Raw genomic sequence first — 15,754 nt, forward strand, 5'->3', positions numbered from 1 at the left:
CAGTCTCGGGCCCGCAACCCCGCGTGGTCGCCGCGTAGGCTGGTCGCGTGGCCCGTCGAGCACCCGCATTCCCCAAGTCCTACGTCAACCGCCCGTTGCGCAAGGCGCTCGAGGCCTTTGGTGCCCTGCCGAATCGCACCACCCTCGACGCCCTGCTGAAGGCGATGCGCACCGGCGCACTCGTCGTCGACATCACGGGAACGACGGATGCCGCCGATCCGCGCGTGCGCACCATCCTGTCGACCGCGGGCGAACTGGTGCTGCCCCTGTTCACCTCGGTCGCCGAACTGCGCGCGGCGGTGCCCGACGACCAGCGGGCCACAGCGCAGGCGATGATCCTGCCGGCGGCCGACGCGCTGGCGCTGATCGAGACGGCCGACTTCGTGGCCGTGCAGTTCGACGTCGGCAGCATCGGGCAGGTCGTCAAGCGCGATTACGTGCTCGCCTGACCGCTCTTCGCGCCCCTTCTGTCTGCGCACGCCCGTCAGGAACGGCGCGCACGAGCACAACGGGCGCGACGGGCACCCTCGCCGCCGTCGCGGCGGCCTCAGCCCACGAACGCGAGCGTCAGCGTCGCCGCCGGCACGATGAGCACCACCGCGATCACCCCGAGCGCCATGAACTTCGGCCACGAGATGGTGACGCCGAGCGCGGTCACGCGCTGATGCCAGAGCAGCGTGGCGAGGGAGGCCCACGGCGTGACGAGCGGCCCGAGGTTCACGCCGATCAGCAGCGCGACCAGTCGCAGCGGGCTGTCGGCCAGCGGCTCGAGCACGAGATAGGCGGGAAGGTTGTTGATGGCGTTCGCGCCGAGAGCGCCCACGGCGGCGAGGTGCAGCAGGCTGAGCGGATCCTCGCCTGTTCCCGACACCGTCGACAGCAGATTCTCGAGCCCGTGGGCATGGGCCGCCTCGACGAGCACGAAGAGGCCGACCGCGATGGCCAGCGCCTGCCACGGAATCAACGAGAGGCGGATGGCGCCCCGGTCGCGCACGAGGAACGCGGCGAGCAGCAGCACGGCGGCCGCGCCGGCGACGATCTCGACAGGGATGCCCGAGACGAGCATCGGCAGCAGCACCACCACGACGACGGCCGAGTAGACGAGCAGCGGCCGGTCGTCGATGGGGGTGCGGGCTGGTGCTTCGAACCGGCCACGGAGCGAGCGGCGGAACACCACCGAGAGGATGACGACGCTGAGCACCACGCCCACGAGCGCGGGCGCCCACGCGGCCGCGATGAAACCCGCCGTTCCACCGTCGAACGAGGCCGCGGCGAGCAGGTTGGTGAGGTTCGAGACCGGCAGGAACAGCGAGGCGGTGTTCGCCAGCCACACCGCGGCGAGCGCGAACGGCACCGGCGAGACCCCGATGTGCAGCGCGAGCACGATCACCACCGGAGTCACCAGCACGGCGGTGGTGTCGAGCGACAGGAACGCCGTGCAGACGATGGCGAGCACGAGCACGAAGGCCCAGAGCAGCCAGATGCGCCCTCGGCCCCACACCGCCAGTCGTTCGGCGAGCGCCGTGAACACGCCCGCCGCGCTGGCGAGTTCGGCGACGACCGTGATGGCGATCACGAAGGCGAGCACAGGGCTCACCCGGCCCGCGAGCGCGAAGAAGTCGTCTCGCGGCAGCACTCCGGTGATCACGACGACGACCGCCGCGATCAGGAGGAGGGCGGTGAGGATCGGTCCGACCCGCCGCGTGGCGTTCTCGTGCATCGTCGGTGAGTCTATGCGGGTTGGGGATGCCACGCCGCTCGACCATAGGATGACTCGGGTGACCCGCAAAAACCCGTCCAAGCCGTGGTCGTGCGTCCTGTTCGACCTCGACGGAACCATCACCGATTCCGCCCCCGGCATCATCGGCCGACTCTCGCGAACCCTGCAGGCGATGGGCCGGCCCGTGCCGCTGCCCGCCGAGCTGGTGGCGTTCGTGGGCCCGCCGATCCTCGACGGGTTCCGCGACGTTGCGTCGATGAACGAGGTCGAAGCGCGCGAAGCGCTCACGGTCTACCGTGGTCTCGCGGCCAGCGAGGGCCCGCAAGACGACGCCGCGGTCTATCCCGGAATGCTCGGCCTCGTGCGGCTGCTGCACGACCGGGGCATCCCCTTGGCCATCACGACGTCCAAGTCGGAGACTCAGGCCATCCGCATCCTCGAGCACCTCGAGATCGACAGCTGCTTCACGGTGATCTGCGGCTCGTCAGAAGACGAGACCAGAAGCGCCAAAGCGGATGTCGTCGCCGAAGCCCTCCGACGACTCCGCGACCTCGAGGTCGACCTGTCGAACCTCGTGCTCGTGGGCGACCGTGAGCACGACATCATCGGGGCCGCCGAGAACAACGTTCCCGCCATCATGGTCGAGTGGGGCTATGGCTCCCCTGCGGAAGCCGTCGGCGCGATCGCGGTGGTGCACTCCGTCGACCAGCTGCGCGACCTGCTGCTGTAGCGAACCGGCCACCGTAGGCGCGAACCGGCCCGCCGCGACGTGGCGCGTCGCGACGAGCCGGAACCTTTCTTCTAGCGCGCCTCGCCCTTGCGCTTCGACCCGCGAACGCTCAGCACGATGGCGGCGCCGCACAGCAGCACGCCGAGCGCGCCACCGGCGACGCCGGAAGCCTGCTCAGCGCCGGTCTGCGCGAGACTCTGGCCGCCGCGACCGATCACCGACGAGCCGCCGGAGCCGGCCACGCCCGAGCCCGAACCGGTGCCCGAACCCGTGCCGCTGCCACCGGGGCGGGGCGTCGACGTCGGTGCGCCGGTCGGTGCAGGAGTGGCCGTTCCCGTGGGCGACGGGGTGGGAGTCGGCGTCGGGGTCGGCACGACAGCCGCCGCCACCACCGGCATCGTCATCGTGACGCTCGGCGCCTCGGGGTCTCCGACGGTGCGGGCGAGCACGCTGAGCGTGCCCGGGAACGATCCGGCGGCGGTCGGCCGGAAAGTGAGATCGAACGTTCCGGTGTCGCCGGGATTGAGGGTGACGCCGGTGCCGAACGACGACGCCGTGACGGTGATGGTGCCGATGGGCATGCCGGCCGAGGTGCGCACCTCGATGGTCGCCGGTTCGAAGCGCAGCGGGTCGATGCCGCGCACCGTCACCCGGAACGACTTGGTCACCGACTGCCCCACCGCGACCGACCCGAAGTCGGCCGTGGTGGCACCCGTCGTCGTGGTGAGATCGAACGCACCGCGCTCGGTGGCCCGCGACTCACCCCGGAAATCGAGGTCGAACGTCGTCTCGCCGGGCGCATCCGCGTCTTGCAGCACGAGAGTGATCTTCTGCAGCGGCGTGGTGCCGATCGCTCCGGCGGTGTAGGTGACGCTCACGCTGCGCGTCTCGCCCGGCTCGATCTCGTCGCCGGCCACGATGGTCGTCGCCACGAGCGCGAACGGCGTGGTCAGCGCGTTGAGCGGCCCGGGATCGATGATGATGCCGTCGGTGCCGTCGTTCAGCAGGTCGATCGTGCGCGAGACGGTCTTGCCGGTCTTGACCCAGCCGAAGTCGGGGGTGCGCCCCGGCATCGACACCGAGGTCGCGTCGCCCGGCGCCCGCACCACCGAGAGGGGAACAGCGACCGGCGCGGCGAGCGGCACCGACACGAGTGGCACCGCCACCGGGGCCGAGACAGCCGCCGCGGGCCCCGCGGCCACTGCCGACAGCCCCACGGCCCCGACGCTCACCGCAGCCACGCCCAGAACGGTGACCAGCACCGAGAGAAGCCGGTCCACCCTGGCGCGCACGCCGCGGCCATCATCCGGTCGGCTGGGGAACGTCGGCTTCTGGTTCATGGGGGCTCTTTCGCTTCGCATCGGGCATCGTCCGCGACGACGAGTCGGGGAACAACCCACGATCCCGGCGATCACCCCCAGAGCGTTATGAGCAATTACTACTCAGGTCCCGACACCCCCCGGCACCCCGCCACCTCCCATCCGCGCTCCTTACTATTCCTCTATGGGCGATTTCTCCCTCATCCCGAGCTTCATCGTCTTCGGTGTCGTCATCGTGGCGCTGATCGTGGGGCTCGCCGCCCTGAGACGACGGGCTCGCCGCCGCATCGCGCCCGAGATCGGTCGCGCCCCGGCCCGCGTTCCGGTCGACGACCTCGTGCGCAGCGCCAACATCCAGCTGGTGCAGATGGACGACGCCATCCGCTCGGCCGAAGAAGAGCACGACTTCGCCCTCGCCGAGTTCGGCGAGGAGAGCACGCGCGCCTTCGCCGACGCCATCGTCACCGCCCGCTCGCGTGCGTCGGAGGCGTTCGCGCTCAAGCAGCGTCTCGACGACGAGCATCCCGACTCCGACCAGCAGCGGCGCGACTGGAGCAAGCGCATCCTCGCGCTCAGCGATTCCGCCCTGGCGCTGGTCACCACCCAGTCCCGGTCCTTCGAGCAGCAGCGCCGGCTCGAGACCGCCGCGCCGGCCGCCGTGAAGCGAGTGCACCAGGATGTCGCCGCCGCCCGGCACCGCATCGAGGCGGCCTCCGCCCAGCTCGACGACCTGAGGGGGGCCTACGCACCGAGCGCCCTCTCCGCCGCCGACAACGACACCGCCGCCGCGTCGGAGGCCTTCGAGCGCGCCGAGCAGGCGGCGACCGAAGCCGAACGCGCTCTCCAGGCCGATCCCCTCGCGCCCGTGTCGAAGCTCGTGCAGCAGGCCGAGTCCGACGTGCGGCGGGGCACGGCCCTTCTTGATGCCGTCGAGCGCACCCCGGCCGCCCTCGCCACCGCACGCGCCGAGACGGATGCCGCCATCCAGGCCGCCCGTGGCCAGCTCGCCGAGGCGGCCCGCCTGCGCGACACCGTCGAAGACGCCGCCGCGACCGCCTTGATCGTCGAGGCGAGCAGCCGCCTCGAATCGCTGGTCGCGAAGGTCACGGCGCGCGCCGCCCGCGACCCGTTCGCCGACGCCGAGGCTCTGAGCGAGGCATCCGCCCGGCTCGACGACACCCTCGCGGTCGCCCGCAGCGCGCAGCAGCGTCTCGACGCCGCCCGCGCTGCTCTCGTCGGCGCCATCGCCATCGCCTCCAGCCACATCGAGACGGCGAGCGCCTACATCTCCGGCCGACGCGGCCGCGTGGGGCCCGACGCCCGCACCCGCCTCGCCGCCGCCGAGCGCGAACTACAGCTCGCCCGGCTCGAAGCCGATCCCGTGGCCGCCCTCGACGGCGCGCGCCGGGCGGCGACCCTGGCGACCGACGCCGACGCCCTCGCCCGCTACGACGCCGGCGCCGGCGCATCCTGAGAATCGGGGTCGAACATGTCTGAAACCACTCGGATGCCGCGTGCCTCCCGCCGCGCCCACCCCCGGCTGCGGGTCGCGGCAGTGGCCGTCGCGGCAGCGCTGGTCGCGTCGGTCAGCGCCTTCCTCGTCTACGCCAACATCACCTACCCCGCCACGCTGGAACCGGTGCAGCAGGTCGCCGCCGACGACGCGATCGACGTCGACTGGAGCTACGGATCGGTGGTGATGACGCCGACCCCCGACGCCCCGGTGGCCGCCGACGGCACCGGGCTGGTGTTCCTCGCGGGCGCCAAGGTCGACCCGCTCGCCTACGCCTACAAGCTGAGCGGACTGGTCGAGCAGGGCACCACCGTCGTCATCGTGCGCCCGGTGCTCAACTTCGCGATCGCCGAGTTCCGCCCCCTCAGCGACTTCACCGCCCTGGCCCCCGACGTCACCGATTGGTTCGTCGGCGGCCACTCGCTCGGCGGCGTGAAGGCGTGCCAGTACGCGGCCGACGACGAGGTCACGGGCCTGGTGCTCTTCGCCTCGTACTGCGCCGGCGACATCCGTTCGCTCGGCAAGCCCGTGCTCTCGATCTCGGGCAGCGACGACGGCCTCAGCACCCCGGCGAAGATCGACGCCTCACGCGCCGACCTGCCCGCCGACACGACCTTCGTCGAGATCGAGGGCGCCAACCACGCCCGCTTCGGCGACTACGGCCTGCAGCCCGGCGACGGCACCGCCACCATCTCCGACCCCGACATGCGCGCCGCCCTCACCGCGGCCCTCACGCCCTTCATCATAAGCTGAGCATACGTCGCTTTTGACGTCTGGGTGCGCGCGTCGAAGAGGGGCATGGGTGAGAAAGAAGGCCAAGAGGAGACACGACCGCTCGGTCGCTGCGACGAAGACGGCGAGGTCCCCGGTCTCGGCCGCGACGTCAACGCCGTGGCGGGTCGTGGTGGAAGCGAGTCAACTCATCGGCCTGGCCATCGCTGCCGCGGCACTCGTCGTCTCGCTGTCGTCGATCACCTTGGCCTCGGAGGCGAATTCCATCGCGACCGACTCGGCCGAGCGGTCACGTCTCACGCAGCAATTCGAATCCGCTTCTTCTTCACTGCACGGCGTGGTGCACGATGTCGTCGCGTATTGGACCGTCATCAGCAACGACGGGCGAACGCCGGTGACGGTGCTCGAGACACACATCCTGCTCGACCTCGATGACGGATCGTGCGACCGGGCCGGCTCCTTCTTCATCGAGGCGAAGACCCGTTATCTGCGGCTGAACGGTCCGTTCTCGGATGCGATCGAGTCAGGCACCCTCGTGCTGGCCGCCGGTGAGGCGGCAGCCGTCGAGGTCTACTTCGAGAACGGGGAAGGGCAGCTGAAGAACGTGCACGACGCTTGCGGACCGATCCGCGTGGCTCTGACCCATGACCTGGAGGTGACCTTGAGCAATGGCACCGTGATCTCCCTGCCGGCGAGTCATCCGCTGGTCGAGACGCCGACGAGCGTCTCCGACGCCTACCTGTGCTTGGGCTACGGGTTCTGGCCCATGACTGACGAGTCGCCCCACCGCTATCCTCTCGAGATGCCGGTGCCGTCGTCAGAGCACTGTGCCCGCGACTCAGTCGACGAGCCGACCGCGACCCCGACCGCCTACGCCCCCGACCCCGCCGGGCTGTTCGACCCCGTGTAGGTGAACGTCATCACGCCGTCGACGAGGTTGAGCACCCCGCTGTAGACGTAGTTCGAGAGCGTGTAGCGCACCGTGCCGTAGCCCTCGGCGTTGGTGAAGTCGCCGTCGGCGTAGATGGTTCCGCCGGTCGCGGGCAGCACCTCCCACCCGTCGGGCGTCCACCCGCCGATGGTGAAGGTGGGCCGGGTCGCGATGCTCCAGACCAGGTTGGTCACCGTCTCACCGGCCTCGGGCTCGGCATAGAAGTCGCAGCCCACCGGCGCCATCACGGGCTGCGCCACGCACGCGTCGAGGTAGGCGTCGACCGCGGCCTGTCCGCCGGCCACACCGGCGTCGGTCAGCGACGCCGTGAGCGTGGCATCCGCCACCCCGCCGTCGCCCGCGGCCGAGAGTGAGGTCACGGTCACCGAGTCCTCGCCGATCGCCACCTCGTCGTCCCCTGACTCCGAGCCCACCACATAACTGCCCGGCAGAGCGATCAGCGGCCGCGACACGATCTCGTCGGGCGACGCGTCGACGGTCTGCCCGTTCACGACGACGGATGCGCCGGCCGGCCCGTCGAAGGCCACCGTCAGGTAGCCCAGCTCCTGCGGGTCGAGCGCCCAGGTGTCGACCACGAGCACCTCTTTACCCACGCGGCCGAGGTGGAACGTCTGCTCGTAGCGGCGATCGCCCTGCTCGATCTGGGCGACCACGGTGGCGCCGTCGTCATCGATCGCGGCCCGGCCGAGCGTGTAGCCCGTCACATGGTCGCCCGCCGCGGAGTAGGCCTCGTCGGTGACGAGCGCGTCGAGCGCGCCGTTCGGCACTCCGCCCGCCAACGCCACGGCGTCTTCGGCACGGCCCTCCACCACGGCCGAGAGATAGGCGTCGACCGCCTTCTCCGGCGCGTTGCGCGCGGTCGCCGTCGACACGGCCACCCAGGTGAGCACACCGGCCACGAGCGCGAGAACCACCACGAAGGCGACGCCGATCCACACGAAGAGCATGGTGCGACCGCCGCGAGGCGAGGCTGTGCCCGAACCCGAACCCGAACCGTGACCCTGGCCCGAACCCTGCGTCTCGAACGACACGATGAGAACCCCCGATCCCGCGCCCCCCGGCGGCTCTGCGATCTGGCCCGGCCGAAGCCGGATCCAGTCGCAGCCATTGAGATCGTTCGTGCGCGAGGGGGGACTTGAACCCCCACGCCCTTGCGGGCACTGGCACCTGAAGCCAGCGCGTCTGCCAATTCCGCCACTCGCGCGAACTAGGAGAGATTAGCACGCCGAACGAACACGCGCGAACCGGATGCCGCGCCGTCGGCGAACCGGATGCCGCGTGGCCCCCGAACCGGCCTGAGAGTGCATTAACACGCAAGACAAGTAACATCGACGTAGCATTCACGCCTTTACAACTCGAGGCATCCCATCCACATAACCGCAGGCGGGTTCGAGCAAGGAGATCGGGAGAGACGTGGGAATACTGGACAACTTCGAGAAAGGTCTCGAACGCGCCGTCAACGGCGCTTTCGCGAAGACCTTCCGCTCGGGGCTCCAGCCGGTCGAGATCTCCTCCGCGCTGAAGCGCGAGCTCGACACCAAGGCGGCGGTGGTCTCACGCGACCGCATCCTCGTGCCCAACAGCTTCCGGGTGCACCTCGCCTCGAGCGACTACCAGCGCATGACCGGCATCGGTCAGACCCTGCTCGACGACCTCAACCAGATCGTGGTGCAGCACGCCGCCCAGCAGGGCTTCCAGTTCGCCGGCCCCGTCACCATCGACCTGGTCGACGACGGCAAGCTCACCACCGGCGTCGTGCAGATCGACTCCTCCAACGAGCAGGGCAACGTGAGCTGGGTTCCGGTGCTCGACATCGCCGGCAAGCGGCATCCCATCACCAAGTCGCGCACCATCATCGGCCGCGGCAGCGACGCCGACATCACCATCGACGACACCGGCACGAGCCGCAAGCACGTCGAGATCCTCTGGGACGGCGCGCACGCCCAGGCCCGCGACCTCGGCTCCACCAACGGCTCGCAGCTGAACGGCCAGCCCTTCCAGCGCGCCAACATCGAGCCCGACTCGGTCATCCAGATCGGGCGCACCACCATCGTCTTCCGCATCGTCGCCCAGTCGAAGCCGGCCGCCCGCGGCTACGCCGACTCCCGCGGCGGCGCTCCCACCACCCGCATGCCGAGCAACGACCCCGAACGCCCTCCCCTCGATCCCGGCGGATTCTGGCGGTAGGCGGCGACAATGAGCGAACTGACCCTCCTCATCCTGCAGCTGGCGTTCCTGGCGCTGCTCTGGGTGTTCATCTTCATCGTGGTGTACGCGATGCGGTCCGACCTTTTCGGGCAGCGTGTGCGCAAGCTGAAGGATGCCGCGCCGGCGGCAGCCGGTGTCGCGGCCGCAGGCGCCCCCGGTGCCGCATCGGCCGGCGCCGGCGCGGGAGCCGCGGCATCCGTCGCCCCCGCCGCACCGGCCCCGCAGACCCCGGCTCCCAAGGTGCCGACCTTCGTGCCGGCACCGGGCACCGAGCTGAGCGGGCCCCCGCACGCCACCACGAGCAACGCGAGCCGGCTGGTCATCACCTCGGGCGCGAAGTCGGGCAGCGAGATCCCGCTCGGCAACGAGCCGCTCACCATCGGCCGCTCGTCGGACTCGAGCGTCGTGATCCGTGACGACTACACCTCCACCCATCACGCGCGCCTCATGATCTGGGGCGACGAGTGGGTCATCCAAGACCTCGACTCCACGAACGGAACCTTCCTCGACGGCCAGCGGGTCTCGGCCCCCGTGCACATCCCACTCAACACGCCGATCAGAATCGGCGCGACGAGCTTCGAGTTGCGGCGGTAGCCTGTGGCGATTGTGACCGTGAGCGCGGCCGTATCCCACGTTGGCAAGATCCGCTCCAACAACCAGGACTCCGGCTTCGCCGGCGAGACCCTGTTCGCCGTCGCCGACGGCATGGGCGGGCACGCGGGCGGCGACGTCGCGAGCGCCCTCGCCCTCAAGCGCCTGGCCGAGATCGACGGCCACTACAACTCCGCCGTCGACGCCGAGTTCGCCCTGCAGGACGCCATCGTCGCCGCGAACGCGGTGCTCACCGAGACGGTCTACGAGCATCCCGAGCTCACCGGCATGGGCACCACGCTCAGCGCTCTCGTGCGGGTGGGCCACAGCGTGGCGCTCGCCCACATCGGCGACTCCCGGGTCTACCGCCTGCGCGACGACACCCTCACCCAGATCACGGTCGACCACACCTTCGTGCAGCGACTCGTCGACTCCGGCCGCATCACCCCGGAAGAGGCGAAGACCCACCCGCGCCGCTCGGTGTTGATGCGGGTGCTCGGCGACGTCGACGCGGCCCCCGAGGTCGACCTGCAGGTCATGGACACCCGCCCCGGCGACCGCTGGATGCTCTGCTCCGACGGCCTCAGCGGCGTGGTCGAGTTCGACGACATCGAGAAGATCCTCAAGAACAACATCGCGCCGAAGGATGCCGCGAACGCGCTGATCAAGGAGAGCCTCGACCACGGGGCTCCCGACAACGTGACCGTCGTCGTGGTCGACGTGCACCAGTCGTTCGAGTCGCCCGAGGTCACCCCCGTCATCGTGGGGTCGGCCGCGCAGCCGATCGCATTCGAGCAGACCGTCGGCCGGCGCACCTCGCGCATCCCCGGGCTGCGACTGCACCCGCGGAGCCCCGCCTCGTCGGAGCCCAGCCACTTCGAACCGGGCTCCGAGGACTACCTCGACGAGCTGATCGAAGAAGACCGCCGCCGCAGCCGGCGCCGCAAGGTCACCTGGCTGGTGTCGGTGCTGATCGTGCTCGCGCTCGTCGCCGGCGGACTCTTCGCCGGCTACCGCTGGACCCAGACGCGCTTCTTCGTGGGCGAGTCCGACGGCACGGTCGCGATCTTCCAGGGCGTGCAGCAGAGCGTGGGCCCGATCGCGCTCTCGCACGTGTTCCAGCAGACCGACATCCAGACCGACGACCTGCCGCCGTTCACCCAGCGCCAGGTCGAGAACACGATCAGCGCCGAGTCGGTCACCGAAGCGCTCGAGATCGTGAAGCGCCTGAGCGACTCGGCCGCGAGCGGCGCCGAGTCAGGCTCCGGAACCGACGGGTCGACCGGCACGCCGACGCCGACGACCGCGCCCACCCCCGCGCCCACCGAAACCGGGGCACCCTGATGACCAACGGCGCCGTGACGAACGGCGGCCCCACCGCGACGACGGATGCACCGACGCCCACGCCGGGCCGCGGCATCCGTCGCATCCGCGTGCCGCAGAAGCTGCGCAACCTCGAGCTGTTCCTGCTGCTGTTCGTGTGCGCCGTCAACGCCTTCGCGGTGGTGCTCGTGCAGTTCGGCGCCCTCGGCTACGCCGACATGACCGTGTTCACCCTCGGCGCCGGTCTCGCGGTGCTCGTGCTGGGCCTCCACGTCGCGCTGCGATTCGTGGCCACGAACGCCGATCCGTTCATCCTGCCGATCGCCGCTCTGCTGAACGGCATCGGCATCGCCATCATCTACCGCATCGACATCGCCGAGAAGCTCACCGGGTGGGAGAGCACGGCCGTGCGCCAGGTGGTCTGGAGCGGGCTGGCGATCGCCCTCGCCCTCGTCGTGATCCTGGTCATCCGCAACCACCGGGTGCTGCAGCGCTACACCTACCTGGCCATGCTCGTGGCGGCCATCCTGCTGCTGTTGCCGATGCTGCCCGTGATCGGCCAGGAGATCAACGGCGCGCGGGTCTGGATCCATTTCGGCGGCTTCTCGTTCCAGCCCGGTGAGGTGGCGAAGATCGCCCTCGCAGTGTTCTTCGCCGGCTACCTCGTGTCGCGCCGCGACAGCCTGTCGATGGTGGGCACGAAGTTCTTGGGGCTGCGCTTTCCGCGGGCCCGCGATCTCGGGCCCATCCTCGTGCTCTGGGCGCTGTCGATGGCGATCATCATCTTCCAGCGCGACCTCGGCACCGCACTGCTCTATTTCGGGCTGTTCGTGGTGATGATCTACGTCGCCACCGGCCGGGCCAGCTGGGTGGTGCTCGGCGTCGGGCTCTTCCTCGCGGGCGCGGTGATCGCGGGCCAGGTGCTGGTCTACGTCAACGACCGCTTCACCAACTGGCTCGACGCCTTCAACCCGGCCATCTACGACGCCCAGGGCGGCAGTTATCAACTGGTGCAGGGCCTGTTCGGCCTCGCGAACGGCGGGCTCATCGGCACCGGGCTCGGCGAGGGCCGGCCCGACATCACGCCCCTCGCCCAGAGCGACTACGTCATCGCGTCGATCGGCGAAGAGCTCGGGCTCGCGGGCATGTTCGCCATCCTGGCGCTCTACCTGCTCTTCATCTCGCGCGGCTTCCGCATCAGCTTCGCCGGTCAAGACGACTTCGGCCGTCTGCTCGGCGTCGGGCTCTCGTTCACGGTGGCCCTGCAGTGCTTCATCGTCATCGGCGGCGTCACCCGGGTCATCCCGCTCACCGGCCTGACCGCACCGTTCATGGCCGCCGGCGGCTCGTCGCTCGTGGCCAACTGGATCATCGTCGCGCTGCTGCTGCGCCTGTCGGACACAGTTCGCAATCAGCCAAGGCTGGTGATCTAGACCCGTGACCCGTGAACTCAAGCGCGTGACCATCGTGGTGCTCCTGATGTTCGTCACCCTCTTCGTCTCGACGACGATCATCCAGTTCTTCCAAGCGGATGCGCTCGCCGACGACGCGCGCAACGCACGCACGATCTACGCCAGCTACGACACCGAGCGCGGCGCCATCCTCGTCGACGGTCAGCCGATCGCCGAGTCGGTGCCGACCGACGACGAGTTCAAATACCAGCGCACCTACCCGCAGGGTCCGCTCTACAGCGCGGTCACGGGCTATTACACGCTGGGCCAGGGCTCGAGCCAGATCGAGCAGTCGCTCAACGACTACCTCAGCGGCACGAGCGACTCGCAGTTCCTCGACTACCTCAACCGCATCATCACCGGCCAGAACCCGCAGGGCGCCTCGGTCGAGCTCACGATCGACCCCGTGGTGCAGCAGGCGGCCTACGACGCGCTCGGCTCCTACCAGGGAGCGGTCGTCGCCATCGAGCCGTCGACCGGGCGCATCCTGGCCATGGTATCGAAGCCCGACTACGACCCGAACACCCTCGCCGTGCACGACACCCAGCAGGTGCTCGACACCTACGACACCCTGCTCGGCGCCCCCGGCGACCCGCTCATCAACAAGACCATCAACGACCTCAACCCTCCCGGATCGACGTTCAAGATCGTCACCACGTCGGCGGCTCTGCAGAACGCCGGCCTGCCCGTCGACCACACCGAACCCAACCTGGCGCGCCTGCCCCTGGCCGGCAGCGACCGCACCGTGAGCAACGCGGGTGGCGGCACCTGCGGCGGCGGCGACACCGTCACCATCGCGACCGCGTTCGTGCTCTCGTGCAACATCCCGATGGCCGAACTCGGTGTCGAGATGGGCGAGTCGCCGCTGGCCGACATGGCGAACGCCTTCGGTTTCGGCAGCGAGCTCAGCGTGCCGATGGATGTCTCGACCAGCCTCTACCCCCGTGGCCTCGACGACGCGCAGCTCGCGCTCTCGGCCTTCGGCCAGGGCAGCGACGTGGCGACTCCGCTGCAGGTGGCCATGCTCTCGGCGGCCGTCGCGAACGGCGGAACGATCATGACGCCCACGCTCGTCGACCGAATCCAGGCCCCGGATCTCAGCGTGCTGGAGACCTTCGAAGCGAAGGAACTCTCCACCCCGCTGACTTCTATAACAGCTTCGACACTTTCCCAGCTGATGGTGGAGGCAGTCGATAACGGCGCGGCGACTAATGCAAGAATAGACGGGGTCAGTGTGGCCGGTAAGACCGGGACTGCCGAGAACGGGGAAGGCGATCCCTACACCCTGTGGTTCACTGGTTTTGCTCCCGCAGACAACCCTCGGGTTGCCGTCGCAGTGGTCGTGGAAGATGGCGGTGGGTTGGGCCAATCCGGTTCCGGAAACGAATTGGCCGCGCCGATCGCAAAACGAGTACTAGAGGCGGTGCTGAGTAAATGAGACCCACAGCAGGGGTGACCTTCGGTGGCCGGTACGAGCTGTCCAGTCGCATCGCGATCGGCGGTATGGGTGAGGTCTGGAAGGCGACCGACCTCGTCATCGGCCGCACCGTCGCCATCAAGATCCTGAAAGACGAGTACCTCGGCGACCCGGGGTTCCTCGAGCGGTTCCGCGCCGAGGCCCGCCACGCCGCCCTGGTCAACCACGAGGGCATCGCCAACGTCTTCGACTACGGCGAAGAAGAGGGCAGCGCCTACCTGGTGATGGAGCTCGTTCCGGGCGAAGCGCTCTCGACCATCCTCGAGCGCGAGCACGTGCTGTCGACCGACCGCGTTCTCGACATCGTCGCCCAGACCGCCCTCGCCCTGCAGGCCGCTCACGCCGCCGGGCTCGTGCACCGCGACATCAAGCCCGGCAACCTGCTGATCACCCCCGACGGCCGGGTGAAGATCACCGACTTCGGCATCGCCCGCATCGCCGACCAGGTGCCGCTCACGGCCACCGGCCAGGTGATGGGCACGGTGCAATACCTCTCGCCCGAGCAGGCCAGCGGCCAGCCCGCATCGCCCACCACCGACATCTACTCGCTCGGAATCGTGGCCTACGAGTGCCTCGCCGGCAAGCGCCCGTTCTCGGGCGAGTCGCAGGTGGCCATCGCCATGGCCCAGATCAACGAGACCCCGCCCGACCTGCCGGTGACGGTGGCCGAGCCCGTGCGCAACCTCGTTCTCTCGTGCATCGCCAAGAAGCCCGAAGACCGCCCGTCGTCGACCGGCAACCTGGCCCGTGCCGCCATGGCGCTCCGCCGGGGCGACATCGCCTCCGCGGCGGCCGCGGTGCCGGCGGTTCTCGGCAGCGAGCCCCCGCCGCCCACCATGGCCACCCGCCTGATGGCCGCGCCCGGTTCGCCGACCCAGGCCACCACGGTGCTCTCGACCCCGAACACACCGGCCGGCCCTCCTCCCACTCCGCCGGGCGGCGAGGTGGCCGACGAGCCGAAGAAGCGCAGCCCGTGGACGTGGCCGCTCATCGTCTTGATCATCATCCTCGGGCTCGTGCTCGTGGGCACCATCGTCACCCTCGTGCTGCAGGCCAGCGGCAGCAACACGCCCGCGACCCCCACCACGACGTCGTCGACCCCCTCGGTCACCCCGACGTCCGCCACGCCGACGCCGTCGATCACCCCCACGTCGAACACCGTCGTCGTCTCCGAGGCCGAGCTCAAGGGCAAATCGTTCGACGACGCCGCCGCGATCCTCTCGGCCCAGGGCCTCAGCGCCAACCGGGTTCCGGGCAACGCGGCGCCGAGCGCCGATCAGGTCGACTTCGTCTACCAGGCCACTCCGGTCGGCAACGTGCAGAAGGGCCAGACGATCGATCTCACCGTCTACACCGACGTGATCGTTCCGCCGTCGCCCTCGAGCGCGCCCACCGCCTCCACCGGCGTGAACCCCGACGGCACCGTGACACCGGGCGCGACCTTCGTCGTCAACTGGACGTCGTACAGCTGCCCGTCGGGAACCACGCTCGAGGGCTATTCCATCGAGGCCACCAACGCGACGGTCACGATCGAGCCGGGAACGAGCAACGCGGCGACGCTGCAGGCCGCGGCATCCGCCGGTCAGACGATGGAGATCAAGTACAACGTCACCTGCACGGGTTCGGCGTCGGGTTTCTCGCCCGCGCTGACGCTGCAGACCTCGGCGGCCGGCGTGCCCTCGAACGCACCGCAGGGCAACAACTGACAGCGGCCGCCAGCACCCGGCCACCGGTGAGC

14 protein-coding genes and 1 tRNA gene are annotated in these 15,754 nt (G+C 69.7%); 11 read left to right on the forward strand and 4 right to left on the reverse strand.

Features of this window, described 5'->3' with window-relative positions:
* Nucleotides 1-47: 47 nt before the first annotated feature.
* Nucleotides 48-449, forward strand: coding sequence for an SseB family protein (locus N1032_RS16445; protein ID WP_259540267.1), 402 nt, complete (start codon nucleotides 48-50; stop codon nucleotides 447-449).
* Nucleotides 450-547: 98 nt separating this feature from the next.
* On the opposite strand, the gene N1032_RS16450 is transcribed toward N1032_RS16445, so the two are convergent.
* A complete protein-coding gene (locus tag N1032_RS16450; protein ID WP_259540268.1) occupies nucleotides 548-1,720 on the reverse strand; it encodes an SLC13 family permease in 1,173 nt (390 codons plus the stop codon).
* Nucleotides 1,721-1,778: 58 nt separating this feature from the next.
* Here N1032_RS16450 and N1032_RS16455 point away from each other — a divergent pair, with 58 nt between their 5' ends.
* Complete coding sequence (locus tag N1032_RS16455) at nucleotides 1,779-2,450, forward strand: HAD hydrolase-like protein (protein WP_259540270.1); 672 nt, start codon at nucleotides 1,779-1,781, stop codon at nucleotides 2,448-2,450.
* A 71-nt stretch (nucleotides 2,451-2,521) separates the two neighbouring features.
* On the opposite strand, the gene N1032_RS16460 is transcribed toward N1032_RS16455, so the two are convergent.
* Entirely contained in the window at nucleotides 2,522-3,790 is a 1,269-nt protein-coding gene (locus N1032_RS16460) for a choice-of-anchor D domain-containing protein (protein ID WP_259540271.1), read from the reverse strand.
* 163 nt (nucleotides 3,791-3,953) lie between these two features.
* Between N1032_RS16460 and N1032_RS16465 the strand changes: the two genes are divergently transcribed.
* From N1032_RS16465 to N1032_RS16475, 3 genes are read left to right on the forward strand one after another with little or no spacing between them, the layout of a single operon-like run.
* Nucleotides 3,954-5,243 (forward strand): hypothetical protein, encoded by a 1,290-nt coding sequence (locus tag N1032_RS16465; RefSeq protein ID WP_259540272.1) that lies wholly within the window; start codon nucleotides 3,954-3,956, stop codon nucleotides 5,241-5,243.
* Between the two features lie 15 nt (nucleotides 5,244-5,258).
* Nucleotides 5,259-6,035 carry an alpha/beta hydrolase gene (locus N1032_RS16470; RefSeq protein ID WP_259540273.1) on the forward strand — a complete coding sequence of 259 codons (777 nt, stop codon included), beginning with the start codon at nucleotides 5,259-5,261 and terminating at the stop codon, nucleotides 6,033-6,035.
* 49 nt (nucleotides 6,036-6,084) lie between these two features.
* Nucleotides 6,085-6,924 (forward strand): hypothetical protein, encoded by an 840-nt coding sequence (locus N1032_RS16475; RefSeq protein ID WP_259540274.1) that lies wholly within the window; start codon nucleotides 6,085-6,087, stop codon nucleotides 6,922-6,924.
* On the opposite strand, the gene N1032_RS16480 is transcribed toward N1032_RS16475, so the two are convergent.
* Both N1032_RS16480 and N1032_RS16485 read right to left on the reverse strand, forming a co-directional pair.
* A complete protein-coding gene (locus tag N1032_RS16480) occupies nucleotides 6,885-7,997 on the reverse strand; it encodes a hypothetical protein (protein ID WP_259540275.1) in 1,113 nt (370 codons plus the stop codon). The genes N1032_RS16475 and N1032_RS16480 overlap by 40 nt on opposite strands.
* 89 nt (nucleotides 7,998-8,086) lie before the next feature.
* Nucleotides 8,087-8,170: transfer RNA gene (locus tag N1032_RS16485), tRNA-Leu, on the reverse strand.
* A gap of 209 nt (nucleotides 8,171-8,379) precedes the next feature.
* Between N1032_RS16485 and N1032_RS16490 the strand changes: the two genes are divergently transcribed.
* The 6 genes from N1032_RS16490 to N1032_RS16515 are packed head-to-tail and all read left to right on the forward strand — an operon-like array spanning nucleotide 8,380 to nucleotide 15,722.
* Nucleotides 8,380-9,153, forward strand: a complete 774-nt coding sequence (locus N1032_RS16490; RefSeq protein WP_259540276.1) for an FhaA domain-containing protein — start codon at nucleotides 8,380-8,382, stop codon at nucleotides 9,151-9,153.
* 9 nt (nucleotides 9,154-9,162) lie between these two features.
* Nucleotides 9,163-9,768, forward strand: a complete 606-nt coding sequence (locus tag N1032_RS16495; protein WP_259540277.1) for an FHA domain-containing protein FhaB/FipA — start codon at nucleotides 9,163-9,165, stop codon at nucleotides 9,766-9,768.
* Between the two features lie 3 nt (nucleotides 9,769-9,771).
* A complete protein-coding gene (locus tag N1032_RS16500) occupies nucleotides 9,772-11,109 on the forward strand; it encodes a PP2C family protein-serine/threonine phosphatase (RefSeq protein WP_259540278.1) in 1,338 nt (445 codons plus the stop codon).
* Nucleotides 11,109-12,521, forward strand: a complete 1,413-nt coding sequence (locus tag N1032_RS16505) for an FtsW/RodA/SpoVE family cell cycle protein (RefSeq protein ID WP_259540279.1) — start codon at nucleotides 11,109-11,111, stop codon at nucleotides 12,519-12,521. Before N1032_RS16500 ends, N1032_RS16505 begins: the two co-directional genes overlap by 1 nt.
* A 4-nt stretch (nucleotides 12,522-12,525) precedes the next feature.
* Complete coding sequence (locus N1032_RS16510) at nucleotides 12,526-13,977, forward strand: peptidoglycan D,D-transpeptidase FtsI family protein (RefSeq protein ID WP_259540280.1); 1,452 nt, start codon at nucleotides 12,526-12,528, stop codon at nucleotides 13,975-13,977.
* Nucleotides 13,974-15,722: a serine/threonine-protein kinase gene (locus tag N1032_RS16515; protein ID WP_259540281.1), complete on the forward strand. Its 1,749-nt coding sequence runs from the start codon at nucleotides 13,974-13,976 to the stop codon at nucleotides 15,720-15,722. The genes N1032_RS16510 and N1032_RS16515 overlap by 4 nt, the downstream gene beginning before the upstream one ends.
* Nucleotides 15,723-15,754 lie beyond the last annotated feature (32 nt).

The sequence above is a fragment of the Herbiconiux daphne genome (assembly GCF_024979295.1).
Classification (GTDB): domain Bacteria; phylum Actinomycetota; class Actinomycetes; order Actinomycetales; family Microbacteriaceae; genus Herbiconiux; species Herbiconiux daphnes.